This window comes from Sulfurirhabdus autotrophica, assembly GCF_004346685.1.
In the GTDB taxonomy this organism is placed as follows: Bacteria; Pseudomonadota; Gammaproteobacteria; order Burkholderiales; family SMCO01; genus Sulfurirhabdus; species Sulfurirhabdus autotrophica.
This window is the reverse complement of record NZ_SMCO01000036.1, coordinates 1-17,269: the sequence shown is the minus strand read 5'-3', so window position 1 is coordinate 17,269 and position 17,269 is coordinate 1. Positions and strand designations below refer to the sequence as shown.

General features: G+C 45.5%; 15 protein-coding genes. 9 read left to right on the top strand and 6 right to left on the bottom strand.

What is annotated here, in order from left to right; translation table 11 throughout:
• Positions 1 to 206: 206 nt before the first annotated feature.
• From EDC63_RS17990 to EDC63_RS17945, 9 genes are all read left to right on the top strand, one after another.
• Positions 207 to 485 carry a type II toxin-antitoxin system RelE/ParE family toxin gene (locus EDC63_RS17990; protein ID WP_124946056.1) on the top strand — a complete coding sequence of 93 codons (279 nt, stop codon included), beginning with the start codon at positions 207 to 209 and terminating at the stop codon, positions 483 to 485.
• Between the two features lie 12 nt (positions 486 to 497).
• Positions 498 to 809, top strand: coding sequence for a HigA family addiction module antitoxin (locus EDC63_RS17985; protein WP_124946055.1), 312 nt, complete (start codon positions 498 to 500; stop codon positions 807 to 809).
• A gap of 438 nt (positions 810 to 1,247) precedes the next feature.
• The gene (locus EDC63_RS17975; protein ID WP_124946054.1) at positions 1,248 to 2,057 is read left to right on the top strand and encodes an ABC transporter permease; all 810 of its coding nucleotides are present in this window, start codon (positions 1,248 to 1,250) and stop codon (positions 2,055 to 2,057) included.
• Positions 2,047 to 3,309, top strand: coding sequence for an ABC transporter ATP-binding protein (locus tag EDC63_RS17970; protein ID WP_124946053.1), 1,263 nt, complete (start codon positions 2,047 to 2,049; stop codon positions 3,307 to 3,309). Before EDC63_RS17975 ends, EDC63_RS17970 begins: the two co-directional genes overlap by 11 nt.
• 1 nt (position 3,310) lies before the next feature.
• Complete coding sequence (locus EDC63_RS17965) at positions 3,311 to 4,309, top strand: glycosyltransferase family 4 protein (RefSeq protein ID WP_124946052.1); 999 nt, start codon at positions 3,311 to 3,313, stop codon at positions 4,307 to 4,309.
• 23 nt (positions 4,310 to 4,332) lie between these two features.
• Positions 4,333 to 6,282, top strand: a complete 1,950-nt coding sequence (locus EDC63_RS17960; protein ID WP_124946051.1) for a glycosyltransferase — start codon at positions 4,333 to 4,335, stop codon at positions 6,280 to 6,282.
• A 188-nt stretch (positions 6,283 to 6,470) separates the two neighbouring features.
• Complete coding sequence (locus EDC63_RS17955) at positions 6,471 to 7,277, top strand: methyltransferase domain-containing protein (protein WP_124946050.1); 807 nt, start codon at positions 6,471 to 6,473, stop codon at positions 7,275 to 7,277.
• The gene (locus EDC63_RS17950; RefSeq protein WP_317615926.1) at positions 7,246 to 9,363 is read left to right on the top strand and encodes a glycosyltransferase; all 2,118 of its coding nucleotides are present in this window, start codon (positions 7,246 to 7,248) and stop codon (positions 9,361 to 9,363) included. Before EDC63_RS17955 ends, EDC63_RS17950 begins: the two co-directional genes overlap by 32 nt.
• A 3-nt stretch (positions 9,364 to 9,366) precedes the next feature.
• Complete coding sequence (locus EDC63_RS17945; protein ID WP_124946048.1) at positions 9,367 to 10,344, top strand: glycosyltransferase family 2 protein; 978 nt, start codon at positions 9,367 to 9,369, stop codon at positions 10,342 to 10,344.
• Here EDC63_RS17945 and EDC63_RS17940 read toward each other — a convergent pair.
• From EDC63_RS17940 to EDC63_RS17915, 6 genes are all read right to left on the bottom strand, one after another.
• Complete coding sequence (locus tag EDC63_RS17940; protein ID WP_124946047.1) at positions 10,337 to 11,380, bottom strand: glycosyltransferase family 2 protein; 1,044 nt, start codon at positions 11,378 to 11,380, stop codon at positions 10,337 to 10,339. The two genes, EDC63_RS17945 and EDC63_RS17940, sit on opposite strands and share 8 nt — an antisense overlap.
• Positions 11,380 to 12,171 carry a class I SAM-dependent methyltransferase gene (locus EDC63_RS17935; protein ID WP_124946046.1) on the bottom strand — a complete coding sequence of 264 codons (792 nt, stop codon included), beginning with the start codon at positions 12,169 to 12,171 and terminating at the stop codon, positions 11,380 to 11,382. The genes EDC63_RS17940 and EDC63_RS17935 overlap by 1 nt, the downstream gene beginning before the upstream one ends.
• Positions 12,126 to 13,349: a glycosyltransferase gene (locus EDC63_RS17930; RefSeq protein ID WP_223248244.1), complete on the bottom strand. Its 1,224-nt coding sequence runs from the start codon at positions 13,347 to 13,349 to the stop codon at positions 12,126 to 12,128. The genes EDC63_RS17935 and EDC63_RS17930 overlap by 46 nt, the downstream gene beginning before the upstream one ends.
• Positions 13,339 to 14,217, bottom strand: coding sequence for a glycosyltransferase family 2 protein (locus EDC63_RS17925; RefSeq protein ID WP_223248243.1), 879 nt, complete (start codon positions 14,215 to 14,217; stop codon positions 13,339 to 13,341). Before EDC63_RS17925 ends, EDC63_RS17930 begins: the two co-directional genes overlap by 11 nt.
• A 96-nt stretch (positions 14,218 to 14,313) precedes the next feature.
• Positions 14,314 to 16,182, bottom strand: coding sequence for a tetratricopeptide repeat protein (locus tag EDC63_RS17920; protein WP_124946045.1), 1,869 nt, complete (start codon positions 16,180 to 16,182; stop codon positions 14,314 to 14,316).
• 56 nt (positions 16,183 to 16,238) lie between these two features.
• Positions 16,239 to 16,679 (bottom strand): pilin, encoded by a 441-nt coding sequence (locus EDC63_RS17915; RefSeq protein WP_165923039.1) that lies wholly within the window; start codon positions 16,677 to 16,679, stop codon positions 16,239 to 16,241.
• Positions 16,680 to 17,269 lie beyond the last annotated feature (590 nt).

Sequence of the window (17,269 nt, the reverse complement as noted above, 5' to 3'; positions counted from 1 at the left end):
GAACAATCGCCCCAGAAAACGACTTGGATATCAAACGCCCAATCAGGTATTCTTCGAATCAACAGGCCTTGCACTTCAAACTTGAATCCGCGAAACGGTTGAAGCGTTAAGGTATGAATAAATTCCTGATTTAAGTTAAAAAGGTAAGTCACAATTCCAATTTTCAAACACTTGATACTTGGAACGCAACGCTATACAATTAATCGATGATTAAAAATTTTCGACACAAGGGGTTGCAAGCCTTTTTCGAGAAGGGAAGCAAGGCAGGCATACAGCCGTCCCATGCACCACGACTGGCGCGGCAACTGACGCGACTTGATCTTGCCAAGACTTCCGAGGATATGAATATACCGGGTTGGGGATTGCATGCCCTATCAGGTAACCTTGCCGGTCACTACTCAGTCAGAGTAAACGGAAACTGGCGTTTGACCTTCGTCTTTGAAAGCGGCGATGCCGTGCTGGTTGATTATCAGGACTACCACTAGGAGAAATTAAACATGACCCGAATGTATAACCCACCTCATCCCGGCGAAACACTGAAGGAAGACATTTTACCCGCTTTGGACTTGACTGTAACCGAAGCCGCCGCCCAGCTTGGCGTGACCCGTGCCGCCTTTTCGCGGGTATTAAATGGCCGCGCTGCTATCTCACCGGTAATGGCTCTTCGTCTTGAAGGCTGGTTAGGCGTGAACAATGGAGGCCGCGCAGATTTGTGGATTACACAACAAGCCACCTACGACCTCTGGCAGGCACGCAAAGCCGGGGCACCGAAAGTACAGCATGCTCGAATAAAACGCTTGGCCGCCTGACAAAAAAATCAAAACCAATAAAAACGCTGCGAATAAAACCGGCATTTAGACATGTGGGATAAGAGCGAGCTTATTATCGCTTTAAATATCACCAATAGTTAGGGACATTAGTATCTTGCTAATCCCCGTGCTGTACATATCAGTAAAATAGACACGTATGGTTAACCTGGTTGCACTGTGGGAATACCCTGTTGCAATTCCTGTTAGAAGTCGTCATGATTTGATAAGTGACTGGACCAGAGTTTTACTTGGTGTAGTGGAAACATAGCTGGTTAGTATCTTTGCAGATATGACTGTGGTAGTGATATTAAACTCGATTGGAGCTTCTTTCTTAATAGCAGCAAAAACGGGCTTATTTTTTGGTATTTATCCTGCCAAAAAAGCTGCTTATTTAAAACCGGTTGAGGCGTTAAGGTATGAATAAACAACGTAGATCACATGTCAGACTCAGCACTTAATTTATTTCGGGCTTTCCCTTCTTTTATCCAGCACCAATACCTGATTGGCCAACTAATCAAACGGGATGTGCTACTGCGTTATCGCGGTGCTTTCTTTGGTGTGTTGTGGGTATTTCTAAGCCCCCTTCTTATGCTCGGTATTTTTGCTTTTGTATTTGGTAGCATTTTCCAGTCCCGCTGGCCACAGCAAAACGAGGTCATGCCTTTCTGGCTGCTTCTATACTGCGGATTAATCGTCTTCAATCTTTTTGCAGAAACAATATCACGTGCTCCGGGTGCAGTTCGCGGTTACCCAAGTTATGTCAAAAAAATCATTTTTCCCGTGCATATCCTGCCCCTCATTCCGCTTGGTGCTGCATTTGTGCATACCGCTTTCAATATCATCATCCTGTTTGCAGCCTTGGCCTGGACTGGTCATTTGCATCTTAGCATCCTTCTTTTTCCGTTTCTGCTTTTCCCTACTATTCTGCTAGCATTGGGCTTATCCTGGTTTCTGGCAGCTTGGGGTGTATTTATCAAAGACATGACTCAAATCGTACCGGTATTCGTACAAATGCTCATGTTCCTTTCGCCCATTTTTTACCCAATCAATGCCGTACCTGCTTTGCTACAACCCATATACCAACACAACCCGTTGGGCGCTGTCATAGAAGCTGCCCGTGCAGCAGCAACTGGACAACCTATTGACTGGTCAACTTGGGGTATTGCCTTGGCAATCGGGCTTATTGCATCCATTTTAGGCTTTGCGTTCTTCCAGCATAGCCGGGAGGAATTTGCCGATGTGCTCTGACATCGCTATTTCTGCCAAAAACCTGACCAAACGCTATCGAATTTTTGGACATCCCGGAGATCGCATCAAACAAGCCCTCACCCTAGGTCGAGTAAAATTTCACAGGGAATTCACGGCACTCAATGATGTTTCCTTTGACATAAAAAAAGGCGAAATTGTAGGCATTATTGGCAGAAACGGATCTGGCAAAAGCACCCTACTCCAACTAATTTGTGGCATTCTCAAGCCAACTTCAGGCAGCATCATAGTGAATGGCCGCATCTCTGCATTACTGGAATTGGGAGCAGGATTTAACCATGAATTCACAGGAAGAGAGAACGTCTATTTTCAGGGAGCCATAATGAGCATTCCCAAAGAAGAGATGGATAGGCGGTTTGATGAAATAGCGGCATTTGCAGATATTGGGGAATTTATAGATCAACCTGTACGAATGTATTCGAGCGGGATGTTTGTCCGACTTGCATTTGCAACGGCAATATATGTTGAACCAGATATTCTGATTGTGGACGAAGCGCTGGCGGTAGGTGATATGGCGTTTCAACGCAAGTGCTTTGAGCGACTTGAGATACTGCTGTCAGAAAAGAAGCGTATTGTACTTTTTGTAAGCCATGATCTCCGGCAGGTTGAACGCTTCTGTTCACGAGTAATTTTCTTGCGTAATAATCAAATTGTAGCAGATGGCCCCGCACATAATACTTGCCAACTTTACTATGAACAGGCAAACCAGGATGCAATGGTTGAGTTCACAGCAAATAAATCATCTAGAGCGAAAATTACTGGAACTGGTGAAGCAGAGTTGCTAAACATTCATGTTATTGATTCTAATGGTCACGATATTCAGGAGATTCAACCAGGCGACCCTTTACGAATCAGGGTTCAATTCAAACTTTATGTACCACTCAGACAGCCAGAACTCTTTGTCGGAACCCAAGCTACCGACTTACAATACTTAAGTGCCGCGTCTTCAGCTGAGCTAAATGCACCTATCCACTTTGAGCCAGGAGACCATACTATCGAATATCGTTTAGACCAATTTCCGCTGGTGCCTGGCCAATATTTTGTTCGTTTTGCGATTCGTGATGAACATTTCAGACTATTATTTGCGGGTGAAGGATTGTGCCCTTTTTTTGTTTCCACAGATTCCACTGAATTTGATCGCCCCAATCGGCTCCTTAACCTGAGAACAGAATGGATAGTAGGCGGGCTACATTATCAATACGACAAATCGGATATAAAATCGAGGAAGGCGTAGCATGCGTATTGCAATTCTAATTCGGGAACAAGATGGGATAAGTCTCCTCCGCTACAGAGAAGGTGTGATGCGAGAATTGCAGGTGCAAGGTGCTACTTTCCTCCCTTTCAAAGAAAACGAACCGATCCCGCTGGAATGCGATGTTGTTTGGGATCCGGGCATGGGTCGAAACAGACTACCGTTATCCGCATTCAAAAACATACAGCGTCCAATTGTGGTCACGCTCCATGGAAGCGCTACTTTTACAATGAAATGGCGTGAGGTCTATTCGGGTTTATTCGAAGCATTACGAGACAAATGGGCCAATGTCGCAGCCATGCGAGAATGGACATGGTTCAGAAATAAAGTCACGGCAATTGTGGCTGTCTCGCGATATGGTGCTATAGAAGCATCGCGTGTCTACAATATACCTTCAGACTTTGTCACGCCTATTTACCACGGCGTTGACCACTTGATGTTCTTTCCAGAAAAAAACTTATCAGGTCAAACCAACCCTTATTTTCTTCATGTCTCAGCCTATCAACCCCTTAAAAATGTGGACCGACTAATAGAAGCTTATGAGCAGTTACCGGAAGCTACAAGACCTAATCTAATAGTCATTTCACCAGGGTTTGTACAAAAAAAAACAAAAATAGCAGGGCTTTCTATTATAGATCACCCCCTTTCCTCGCAGGAACTGGCTAAGTTTTATAATGATGCTCTTGGATTCATATTTCCATCATTGCGCGAATCTTTTGGACTTCCCATCATAGAAGCCATGGCATGTGGCTGTCCCGTAATTACTTCTTTTGATACTGCATGTGCTGAAGTCGCTGGTGATGCGGCACTTCTTGTCAATCCACGTTCTGCCAGCGATATTACCCAAGCAATGTCACGATTGATCAATGAACCTGATTTAAGAACCCAATTGAGAGAAAAAGGGCTAGCCAAAGCAAGGCAATTTACCTGGGCGGAAACGGCACGTTTACACATGACAGTTTTCAGGAGTGTGTTGCGTTGAACCTATATGAGTGGTTTTTCTAGATGGGAAGCGAATGTACCATTGTGTTGGGCATGCATCGGAGTGGCACTTCTGCCTTATCTGGCGTGCTTGCCAAGGCTGGTATCGATTTCGGCAGCCGGTTGCTATTAGCAGGGGCTGAAGAAAATCCAAAAGGATTTTGGGAACACAGCGATATTGTCGCTCTCCATGACAAATTATTGCATTCCCTCGGTTCAGCTTGGGACAACATCGACCCACTGAAAGAAGCATGGTGGGAGAAATCTTTCCTTAGCACATTCCGTCACGATCTGCGCGAGATTCTAAAAAGAGACTTTACCCATGTCACCCATTGGGGTGTGAAGGATCCACGGCTTTGCCGCCTTTTACCATTCTGGCAAAGAGTATTAAAAGAAACTGGCTACAGAACACGCCATGTACTCATCCTCCGGCATCCCATGGAAGTCGCACGATCGCTGCATATTCGAAATGGTATATCCGAACTCAGGGCTTCGATGCTTTGGCTCGAATATACACTAGCCGCAGAACGATATAGCCGTGGCTTACCTCGGGTATTGCTGCGATATGAGGACTTACTTTCGGACTGGCGACTGGCCATTTCCCCCTTGCTGAAAGACCCAGATTATGGCCTGCAACTGACGCCTGATACAGAGATGGAAATCGACGCCTTTCTCGACCACCATCTGCGCCACCACCGTGAGCATGATATCAAATCTCCCGCTTCTACTCCTTTACGCCTCAGTCAGGAATTGTATGAGCAGCTCCCCTCCCTTCTGCGAGATGGGCAGGTGGAGGAGATGTTTGCTACGACTGCGAAACAGCTTGAGCAATACCGTCAAGAAATGGCGCCCTGGCTCGATTGCCTCCGAAGCGATTTGAAAAATTGCCAGCGTAAATTAGATAGTTCACATCGAGAATTTAATCATCAAATAGACGATCTGGAACGGGAAAACACTCGTATCAAATCATCCCTTACATGGAAAATGGGCAGCCCATTACGCTTAGCACAAAACCTTATACAATCACCTGAACAAACCCTGAACGAAATAGTGACTCGTATAAAAGTTACTCCACAAGAATACGGACAATCATTAATCGAAAAGCCTTCTGTGGAAATAACTTCCATAGTACCAACTCTCGTCCAGGTGGAAATACCCCCATCATCTGAATTGCTGAACACACTCGCCTTCCCTTACCGTGCTTCTCCTTTGGTTTCGATCATAGTACCTGTATTTAATCGGCTACATCTTACTCTAGAATGCCTCCTTTCCTTGATTCACTGCACATCCAGTCATGACTTTGAAGTGATCGTGATCGACGATGCGTCTCTCGACGACACTCCTGACGTATTACAGCATATCCATGGTCTGCGCTATATCAGAAACCCATCCAACCTTGGCTATATCGAAACCTGCAATAGGGCAGCAGCCGAGGCGTTTGGTCGCTATCTGGTGTTTCTCGACAATGACACCCAAGTTCAACCCGGCTGGCTAGATGCTTTGCTTGCCGTTTTCGAACAACATCCAGAAACGGGAATTGCAGGCTCGAAATTACTTAACACTGATGGAAGCCTTCAGGAGGCGGGGGCAGAGCTTACAGCAGAAGCTTTCACCATTTCGCGTGGAGAAGGGGGGGCTCCAGATAAAGACGCCTATAACACATTTCAAGAAGTTACCTACGTGTCAGCCACAAGCCTAATGATCAAAACATCAATCTTCTATGCGCTCGGTGGCTTCGACGACGTTTACTCTCCAGCCTACTACTGTGATGCAGACCTGGCGATGCGCGTCCGGCAGGCAGGATATCGTATCTACTATCAACCTGAATCTGTGGCCGTACATCGGCGTACTACCACTCGACAAATTCCCGCATCGGAGGCCAACATGTCCTTAGGGAGCCGGCTAATTTTCCTTGCGCGATGGGAAGACAAACTACTGCTCCACAACGCAACAAGTGGATCAGAAATGCCATGATGATGTGTATTTTCATCAACAGAATTCTTCCTTATGCATCAATGCCTGCAATCAGCGATAGGCACTATGCTTTTCCGAGATTCCTTCCGCTACTGTCAGTCAGGCCACAACCTGCTATTATCTTCAACGTAGATTTCCTATAATCGTTTCTTCACATAAAATCATATAACCTTCAACTGCACAGACTTATGAATTCATCCACTTCCTCACATTTTTCAGATAATGTATCAGATAATGTAAATGAAGATGAGGCACATGCCTTACTACTTAAGCATTTCACTCCCATTTACAAGGATCGTGTAAATGGCTATATTGAGGGAGTGCTTGCTATCGAGCCTTACAGAGGTCGTTTTGATTACTTACGTGTGATCATCGGTACCGAGCATTTCCACCAAGAAACCCAGGTTCTAATTTCTGGCTATGGTGCAGGCTCGGAAATGATTGTAGCGCGTCAGGCTGGCTTGGGGAATATTTTTGGAGTAGAAGTCGAACAGATTTGGATGGAAGTAACCCAAAAAAGGTTAGCATTTTTTCCGAAAATGTATCCCACGCACTATGACGGCACGATATTGCCATATACAGATTCACAGTTCGATATACTGATGTCTGGCCACGTAATAGAACACTCTCGCAACCCTCAACTTTATCTGCACGAATGTATGCGCGTGCTTACAATCGGAGGGTATCTGTCTTTAGAGTTTCCGCATCGTTACCACCACACTGAACTGCACACTCAACTTCCTTCATTGGAATGGCTGCCGCATAAAATGCGTAACTCGGCACTAAATGCTTTGTCAGGGCGCTTCTCCCCACTTAGTTCGGGAGTAAAGGCCCGCTATGCTTCGATAGTATCTACTCACCTGCAACAGATCAGCATGGGAAGCGTGCGCGACTGGCTTAAATCTAGCGGGTATTCCCACACCATTCTGGACACAACAAAAGCCGCACCTGGCATCATACGTTGTGCAATACGTAAGGACGCCTGTGTTTCCTAGAGTTAACGTAAATACATCCGCGAAAGACAACTCAGTACCCCCTGAAGATTTGCACATAGTTTGCGATATCGTCATCCCGATCCACAACGCAGCGCACTGGGTTGATTGGTGCATTGACGAAGTTATTCGGTACGACTCTAATTTAGTGGGACGTGTTATTCTGGTCGATGACGGATCGAATCAGGAACAGTCCCAATTAATTAAACAAATCTCGCAACGTTTCCATAAGGCTTTATTTGTTCAAACACCTGGCACAGACCACGGCTTCGGTATCGCCTGCAACCACGGAGCCTCTTTATCATCCGCCCCATATTTGCTTTTTCTGAATACTGACTGCCTGTTAACTGAAGGCTGTCTTGAATCACTACTAGCACCATTCAATCAAGATCCCAATATCGTACTATCCTGCCCTGTTTCAAACAATTCACCTGCACTAACACTCCCAATGTTTCCAGGATATAGCTATGTGGACATGAATCGACTTTGTCAGGATGCATTTATACATCACCCTCCCGAAAATAAAGTACTCGATGCCTGCACCGTAGTCGGCAATTGCCTCATGGTACGTAAAAATTTCTTCGAAAAAGCAGGCGGTTTCGATATGGTTTGGGGCAAAGGATATGGTGAAGAAACCGACCTGCACATGAAAGCTTTCTCACTAGGACTTAGAGGTGTCGTGGCATTGAATTCCTATGTATATCATTTCGGTTCAGGCACTTTCCAATATGAAGCTGAACAGGAACAAATCAAAAAACGTAATTACACCTTATTCATGTCCAAGTGGGCAAAAGAATATCAAAGTCTTGCAAAACAATGTTCCAAGAAACCTCCAATACCACAGCTCAAAAAGCATATTCAGAAAAGCATACAAGTTGCTAATCCTCTTGAAATTGATGTCCTCTTTTACTTGCCGGCTCTGAATCAATCCACTGGCGGCATTCATGCTGTTGTAGCTATATGTAACGCACTAATACGCGCAGGGGTGCGCGCTGGTTGCGTCGTAGTTGGGGACATCCGACGATCCGGCAGTAACGCATACCAGGAACCATTACTGTTTGAATTTCTACACCACCCTACCAACCAACACTTTTTGGCCGATAAGAACATTGCGCCAAAAATTGTAGTTTCCACTATTTTTACTTCCGCCCCAATTGTAAACCAGTACGCACTCGCACGGTGCGCTAGGCACTTGCAATACATCCAGGGCTATGAAGCCTATTTCGATGCGGGTCGACGTTTCAACGAATTTGTTGAAGCACTCCAGTTTGGAGATGCGGTCATAACTACCTCACGCTGGTTGGAAAAGATGATCAGCCGTCATTTACCACAAGATACCCCACCCTTTCGTATACCTCTGGGTGTCAACGAATACGTCTTTTATCCAAGCAACCAAAAGCTTCAGATATCAAAGAAAGCTTGTCCTGTGATCGGTGCCGTTTTACGCAGCGTACCAGATAAGGGCCAAGGAATGGTTCTAGAAGTAATTGACCGCCTCATTAAATGCGAAAATTTCCATGCCATCATTTTCCGCTCAGCAAGCTACACTATTCCTACATGGTGGTTACCAGAAAAATATACAATTGTAGAGTTGCCTGCAGAACAGTTATCCATTGCTCAAACTTTGCGAGGGATCGACGTATTCTTAGACGCTTCACTACATGAAGGATTTGGCCTTATGCCACTAGAAGCGCTGGCCTGCGGTTGTTGGGTGGTTTGTTCTGATTCAGGTGGCGTTCGCGACTTCATTAAAGATGGTGAGAATGGTTTCATCGTCAGAGAGGTTTCCGATCCGGAGGTCTACATACAAAAAATCAAGGCATCCCTAAACCTCCCGCCACCTGAGTATAATGAAGAATATCGGAGCAGCCATTCAGTGGAACAATACGTAGCAAAAATTAAAGAATTTGTGAGATCTCCGGTGCCTTACAATAGAGAAGTTAGGCTACAGCAGATCGCAGAAATTCACGATCTGCCAATTTTATTTCGCTTTTATGGAATGCTTCTGACTGCATACATGAAAATTCAACCTCGCATTCCACGAAGAATCCATCTGGCCCTGCAAGCCCTACTGGGCCAATCAATGTGACAAATGACTAAAGATTTATCCCTAAAAATTTCTATTGCGCTCTGCGTGCATAATGGTGAGCGCTATCTGGCAGAACAATTAGAAAGCTTTCTCTCTCAAACATGCCCGCCATACGAATTGGTTGCATGCGATGATGCCTCGGAAGACGCTACTCAAACCATCATAGAAGCCTTTGCTACCAGAGCGCCATTCCCGGTAAGGTTCCACCGCAATCCTATCAAACTTGGCGTGAATGCCAACTTTGAGCGTGCTATTCGCCTATGCCAAGGGGACGTCATCATCCTTTCAGACCAAGACGATGTGTGGCTTCCCCATAAGCTAGAAGTCTTTGACAAAGTCTTCATGGCCACGCCGGAAATAGGCTGGGCATATTGCGATGCCAACGTAGTATCCGATAGTTTACAGCCCTTCGGCTATACCATGTGGGAACGCGTATCTTTTACTCGGCGTGAACAAAAGGTAGGGCGGAAAGGCAATATTTTTAAGGTATTGCTTAAGCACTACGTGGTGGCGGGGGCGGCTATGGCCTTTCGCGCCAATTTGCGCGAACGACTATTTCCCGTTCCCGCTGGATGGGCCTATGACGCTTGGCTAGCTGTATTGGCGGCTGCGTTTGCTCGTTGCGCCTTAATCGAGGAACCTCTTCAGCTCTACCGGCAACACAGTTCCAATGCAGTGGGTGCTCGCAGGAAGAGCACCACCCAACAGATCTGCGAGGCATTAAGGGTCGATCGCAAGCGCTATTACAGGGAAGAACTGGTGCGTTGGAGCCAACTTATGGAGCGAATAACAGCAGTGCATGCGCCTGCTTCTGCAAGGGAAGCTCTTATCGCCAAGCTTGTCCATCTAGAGCGCAGGGCGAGCCTGCCTGATAGGCGACTACTCCGTCTTCCTAAAATTACGGCCGAACTAATATCTGGCGGCTATCACCGCTATGCAAGGAACTGGGGTAGCGTAGCCTTCGATCTACTGTTCAGGTGACCTCCGGCCAACCGTGTCGAAAAAGCAACCTCAGTTTCTGGGGAAATGGAAGGAAGGCCGACCAAAACTGCCGTAGCCCGCTCTTCCTTCCCGACTGAATCTGCCCCCGCAGGTACATCAACCTTTCCCTCTCAGCCCATAAAACCTTCAGGCAACCCAAATAGATATCCCGAAACAGGACCCGGTCACGCCTAACCAGTGCCAGTATAGCCCCCTCTGCCACTAATAAGGTGATGTGCAAAGGAAAAATAAACTGAAACAGGGGTGAAGGGTAGGTAAGTACCATGACGAAGCTCTTGTTACGCTCGCTCAATTGGCGTCGCCTAACATTACTGGACAGACGGTTAGCTTTGACTCCGCCGCCACCTAGGCTACTTCCCATCCAATGGCGGAAACCAGAGTGAGATACAACCCGAACGGGATACCCCCACAACCTTGCCAAGCAGCAAAGATACATATCTTCTGCAACAGTGTGGAACCATTCAGGGAATCCACCAAGATCTTGCCATAGGCTTTTCGGAATCCACAAACAGGCACCTACAATCATCGCCACATCCTTACGCTGCGGGTCTAGATTCGGTATCGGGTTGAGGAATGGGTCGCTCAGACTACCAATATCGACCAAAACTCCAGTTTTCGCATCATACTGAGGCAGACCGAGAATGGCGGGTGACAGCTTTTGCGCCTCATCATAAAGAGTACTCAAAGCATCAGGGAACAAGATCGCATCGTTATTTAATAGCAGAATATAGCGGCCACACGCAATAGTCGCCATGCGGTTGTTACTGACGCAAAAACCAACATTGATATCGCTAGCTATCAGGTTAACGCTAGGGTAGCAATTACGGAGTACAGTCAGCGAATCGTCGGTGGAGGCATCGTCATGGACAATCACTTCGAAAAGAAAATCGCAGTCTTGAGCAAATACCGAATTTAAGCAGTCTTCAATAATCCCCATGCCGTTATAGTTGGCGATACAGATCGAACAAACGGGCTCCTCTGTTACTTTCGAGTGTGTTTTTGTTTGTTGCCCCATCAATGCTTACCAGAATTCAGTGTCAACCCAGTTTTTTTTGCAACTAGCAGGTGGCTGTAGCGGAATGGTGTTAGATTACTGCATACACAACGAGAAAGCCGACTCCTGACATCCTCTGCGGACCAGAACCTGACATAAAACAGTGAACTTTTACCATGATCGACGATTGGAGCAACTAGAAACCTGCCGTTTTCCGCCAGACAGCGCTGCACATTGGCCATGGCAAAATCGAGCTTTTCTTCTCCTACAATGTGCTCGATTACGTCAATCATCAGAATCAGGTCGAATTCGCCTTCGATAAGATCCGCCGTGATGTCTCGTCGAATAAATTGAAAGACTGCAAAGCGTTTTATCAAGTCTGGAAACAAGGCATCAGTAATGTCCACACCCAAATATCGGCTAACCCCTTGCTCTTGAAGAAGACGAGTATAAAACCCATTTCCGCAACCAATTTCCAGTACACGCGAGGTTGTAAAATCGATTCCTTCCTGCTGACATATATTCAGAAAGGTCTTAGCAGCGTTTTCGTACATCGCCTGGTTATCATGCTCTGAAAGCCCCTCATCCCCAACACCTTTTAATGATGTACCATGTTTAACAAAACGATCTTGCCAGTAACGAGCAGCATCATAACCACCCTTCGAACGATATTTCAGTGGGGCTATCAACGTTTTATATAATGCCCGGCGAAGAAAGCCTACAGGATCACTTTTAAATTTTAGGAACAGCCCGCTCATAAATGCTCTCACGATGGTTGTTGGGAGTTTTTGACGAGTTTGTCTAGTAGACATCCATAGCGCCCAGCAACGACCTCCCAATCAAATTTTCCTATGGCAAACTGTCTGCCAGCACGACTAAGCGAGTGCCGCAGTGTGGTATCGGCCAATAGTAACAGTGCCCTGTGGGCAATGGCTGCACTGTCGCCAAGTGGAACTAGCAGACCGGTCTCTCCATCGGCAAGAATTTCCCGTGTTGCAGGCAAGTTTGTGGCGATCACCGCGCAACCGCAAGCCAGTGCCTCCACTATCGTCAAACCAAACCCCTCCTCCAGGGAAGGCGAAACGAAAATTGCAGCACGTCGGTACAGTACCGGCAGTTCTGGATTGGCTACAGCACCGAGAAAATTCACCTGATTGGATATCCCCAGTTTTATCGCCAACTCTTTCAGACTTGCTTTTTCCGGCCCATCTCCGACGATAGTCAAAGAGACATGCGGGTATTCTATCAGAATGGCCGGTAACGCCATGATCAGAACATCCACAGCCTTGGAAACCACTAACCTGCCAACGAATAACAATTCGAGATCACGAACTTCTTCATGTGAAGGAACAAAAAGATTAGTCATGTCGATACCCATAGGTATGACCGATACCTTATCCTCATTTATTCCAAGTTCTATTGTGCGTGACTTCATTTGGTGGCTTACCACTGTTACAGCATCTGCGTAACGCACCACTATCCGCTTCAAGGAACTAAAGAACATTCCGCGTAATCCAAAGAGATCGCTACCATGTGAAGTGCATAGCAAAGCTGGAAACTGTACTCTTTTCAGAAAAAGGGCAGCTATAGCAATCAACCCCTGAGGAATAAGCCAATGGGCATGAATTACATCTATCTTTTCCCGCCTCAGAATTCGTAACAAGCTACGCAACTGTGCAAAAAGAAAGAACGGAACTAGTAAATAGTGAGCGGAGTGTTGTTTCAACTTCGCCAAAATGCCGCCCTGGTAGGCTAGTATCTCCCATTTGCCAAAAAAGTAGCGATACCGGATGACACGCATCCCAGCTATGTCTTCTCGTTGTTTTGCTCCCGTCGTGTGAGGGGCAAGCACCATCACATCAAAGCGATGTTGCAATCTTCGACTCAACTCAAAAACAAACGGTGGCTCGCAGTCACCCTCCCAACGAGGAAAGGTTGAAGTCAGCACCAACAACTTTTTGCGCCGGGGGGTGGTTTGATCAATGCTCACTATCTTTATAGATCAGCATCGTGATCTGCTCAGAAATCAGACCAATAAGGAAAACCAGTGTAGAAGTAATAAACAAAAGGGCACTCATATTCGTAAAACGATGTTCAGTTAAATAAGTATAAAGATAATAGCCGAAACCAGTGAAAAAAAAGCTTAGGCTCATGGGAAGAAACAACTTAAGCGGCGAATACAATGTCCCAATTTTAAAAATAATAAGTAAAAAGCGCAATCCATCCCTTGCAGGCTGAATATGGCTCTTCCCTGAAGCGCGCCGAGGGGTGTGGATAGGAACATAAGCTACACTTAAACCTGCACGAAAGAAGCTCATTGTGATCGTAGTCGGATATGAAAACCCATTTGGCAATAGATAAAGAAATTTGCGGAATTTATTCGCTTTTACCACCCTGAATCCAGAGGTGAGATCTTCCACTGATTGCCTCACCATCCAGGTAGCGAGGCGACTAAACACATCATTCGCCACTGCCCGGTGAGCTCCTGCATGAGAGCCAGACTGACGTGCACCGACTACCATGTCATAACCTTCTTCAAATTTTTCCAGTAGCGCGGGAATGTCCTCAGGTTTATGCTGACCATCAGCATCCATAAAAATCAAAATTTCACCTGTTGCAGCTCTCGCGCCAGTTTTTATCGCTGCTCCGTTGCCCATTGGATACAAATGCGAAACAACCCGAATAGGGTATGCGTTACACACCTCCACTGTAGCGTCTGTCGAGCCATCATTTATGACCAGTATCTCTGCCCCCCCAGCCAAATTAATAAGCTCAGGTAATAAAACACGCAATGCACCTGCTTCATTACGAGCTGGAATAACGATACTAATCCGCTGCAACCCAGTGACAGTTGTCAAATTTACCAAGCCTGTATTAATATTTCACCCCCACACTGCATTATGACCACTCCCACTACAAAACCTATGACCAAATTGTCATATCAATTACCGGCACTATTCACTGACTTGCTCGCGCCAAAATGCTAGGGTATGCCGATAAGGATAGCCTTGCAATCCTTGTGTTGAAATGAGGCGCTCAATACCATCAAGCACATTTCGTGCTTTTTTGAATTTTTTTGCAGCATGTAACGCCTTTACCTGCAAGAAAGCAGGTTCAATCTGCCCTGTATTACTAGCTACTTTCTCAAAACGAGCAGCAGCTTCATCAAATTTTCCACTCGCAAGCAGGTACCTGCCAGTAAGAACCTCCAGCTTATAATAACTTGATGAATACTCAGGATTCTCCTTCAAGGCATACGTTATTTTCAAAACACTTTCAAGCGAAATACCCGCACATTTACCCTCATCGAAAGCATCAGCTAGCTTTGCCAACCCATTCACTGTATCAACAGATCTTTTCATGTTACGTAAGGCAATGACAATATTTTCTACTTTCGGCAAATTCTGCATGTGGCCATCACACCCCATGAATAGCCACTCTGGGTAATACTCAGGATGGCTATTTGGATGTTCAGTTATTCGCAACATCCTTCTTCCCGCAGCTTCTTTAAAACCTAGATAATTCAGCATTCCCGCCTGAAAGAGGATTGCGCGAATCGAATTAGGATGCTCATTTTCCGCAACCTCTGCCAAGGCAGGTGGATTTCCCCACAAACTGGTCTGTTGCCATGTCGCCAAACACATTAATGCCAGCCATGAGACAAAAAAGAATATAAGTACTGCACGGATAATTCCAGTAGCCTTCCCCACAGCCCAAACACTCAAACAGGACATCGAAAAGGCAAGCCCAAACAAGGGCAAATAATTACGGTGTTCAAAATAGAGTTCAAGGGGAATAAACGTTGACTCAAGTATATGCCCAGCAAAAAACCACAACACACCAAAAGCAGCGATGGGGAATCGGCGCCTAAAACTCCAAGCCAATATTCCCAATATCAGCACTAAAACCAAATAAAAAATATCTCCAGATACCCACTGAGCAACCCTTTCATCATCGTGAAACAACCCCAAACCAGCAGCACGGGGAACAAATATCACACGCAAATAGTCAAAAAGAATCCGACACTCAGTTAAAAATCGCTCAGGAATGGTAAATGGCCGGACATAATGCCCAATCATTGAGTCAAATCGCCAGACAATAAACGCAAAGATAAACATAAGAGGGAGGTATAACAGACACCACCGCCAGACTCGTCCCCCTGTGGGCCATGGAGTACTCCGCAACAAAGTACCTTCAATCACTAAAATCAGAAGAGGCATCAGCACCCCGTTTTCTTTGCTCAACACCGCAAGAGCACCGCCAACAACCAACCCAACGGTCATCCATAACAAAGCCAAACGATTTGATACATTTGCTATTGACCTACCGTGAAGATAGGCAATTAAACCGACAAAAATAAAAAAAGCTGCAAACTGATTGATTCGTTGGATTATGTACAAGGTTCCAGAGACTTGTATTGGACTCAGAAGCCATATTGCCGTTGCAATCCAGGCAACCCACATACCCTGTGTAATGTCCGCTAACTTTATAAGTTTTCGACATAACAAGAAAACTAAGACACCATTCGCCAGATGTATACCAATATTGACTGCAATCATCTGCGCCGGGTGGTTTGGCCAAGCAGCATACTGCAAAGCAAAACTAAACATCGGCAATATCCGCGTTGCGCCAGAAAATTGGGAAAGCGCTACACCGAGGTAATCACGCCAATTGTCTCCGCTTGAATAGTTTTGCAAATGCTGAAGATTTTCAGCATCATCAAGCAGGTATATACCACTCAATCCAGCGCTATAGATCAGGCCAGCAAAAATAAGCAGGCCAAGCAGCGCCAATACCGGCAGTAGGGATTTTTTTGATTTCATATAAAAAAAGCCGCTCCTTAAGGAGCGGCTTTAATTTTTAAAGCATTTAATTCAAATTATTTGCATGCAGATGGCAAATATTTGGTTGAAACAGCTGTACCGGCAACACCCTTTGTAGTACATGTCCAGAATGAACCATCATTGGTTGTTAATCCAACTGTCTGACCACTAGCACGCCCAGTCGACAGGGTATATTCCATCATAAATCCTGTTCCTGTACCACCGCCAATTGGGGTAACATTTATCGCACCATATTTACCTTGAGTTGTACCTTCAACCGAACCCCCTGCTCCTATTTTTGTAGGGAAATGACCTGCAGTACCATAAAACTCAGCAACACTTGCCTTGAAGCCATCCATTAGTCCCGGACCTTCAACTACTTGCGCACGAGTAATGTAGTCCTGGTAAGCTGGAATTGCTACTGCAGCCAGAATACCGATAATCGCAACCACGATCATCAATTCAATCAATGTAAAACCTTGTTGTATTTTTTTCATCATGCTGCTCCTTAAAGTTTTCTTTGGGGGAAAAAACACACAATTAATGTGTTTGCTAAAGATAAAGCAATCTTTGTGCCAGATATTCCAGTAATTTACAAAATCCAGGTAATTCAACCTGTTTCATTGAGTTTAGCTGTATAAAGCATCCGATAGATCTTTGTAACTTCCCAGCAATTACAGTTCTCTTATTAGTACAAATGTGCCCTTTTTTGTCACATTAAAATAAACCAATAAAGACTTTTAGCTCCTTTCTCGCAACGCAGGCGCGTCATAACATATTTGTGAATATTACTACATATGATGAAGCCTCTATGTGGCACGTTACTCAACGCCATTTGACGCCAAAAAGACGCTGTAATAGCAGTGAAACAGATGCGAGCAATATTGTTTATTTTGTTCAGAACTGAAAAATGGCCAGTCATATCTGACTAGTCCTAATTTTCTTGGTAGGCCGTGCGTGATTCAAACCTGCGACCAACGGATTAAACATTTATGGCGGATTCAAGGATGAAGTGCAATTTTGAGTAATGTTGGTTAAGAGGGCGAGATGCGGTAGCATCCGAGCCTTTTTGACCAGCCAGTCGAAA

Coding starts and splice junctions, on each gene's coding strand:
- EDC63_RS17945 (WP_124946048.1), top strand. CDS start 9,367: ATGACTAAAGATTTATCCCTAAAAATTTCTATTGCGCTCTGCGTGCAT.
- EDC63_RS17965 (WP_124946052.1), top strand. CDS start 3,311: ATGCGTATTGCAATTCTAATTCGGGAACAAGATGGGATAAGTCTCCTC.
- EDC63_RS17975 (WP_124946054.1), top strand. CDS start 1,248: ATGTCAGACTCAGCACTTAATTTATTTCGGGCTTTCCCTTCTTTTATC.
- EDC63_RS17970 (WP_124946053.1), top strand. CDS start 2,047: ATGTGCTCTGACATCGCTATTTCTGCCAAAAACCTGACCAAACGCTAT.
- EDC63_RS17920 (WP_124946045.1), bottom strand. CDS start 16,182: ATGAAATCAAAAAAATCCCTACTGCCGGTATTGGCGCTGCTTGGCCTG.
- EDC63_RS17915 (WP_165923039.1), bottom strand. CDS start 16,679: ATGAAAAAAATACAACAAGGTTTTACATTGATTGAATTGATGATCGTG.
- EDC63_RS17940 (WP_124946047.1), bottom strand. CDS start 11,380: ATGGGGCAACAAACAAAAACACACTCGAAAGTAACAGAGGAGCCCGTT.
- EDC63_RS17935 (WP_124946046.1), bottom strand. CDS start 12,171: ATGTCTACTAGACAAACTCGTCAAAAACTCCCAACAACCATCGTGAGA.
- EDC63_RS17955 (WP_124946050.1), top strand. CDS start 6,471: ATGAATTCATCCACTTCCTCACATTTTTCAGATAATGTATCAGATAAT.
- EDC63_RS17985 (WP_124946055.1), top strand. CDS start 498: ATGACCCGAATGTATAACCCACCTCATCCCGGCGAAACACTGAAGGAA.
- EDC63_RS17990 (WP_124946056.1), top strand. CDS start 207: ATGATTAAAAATTTTCGACACAAGGGGTTGCAAGCCTTTTTCGAGAAG.
- EDC63_RS17960 (WP_124946051.1), top strand. CDS start 4,333: ATGGGAAGCGAATGTACCATTGTGTTGGGCATGCATCGGAGTGGCACT.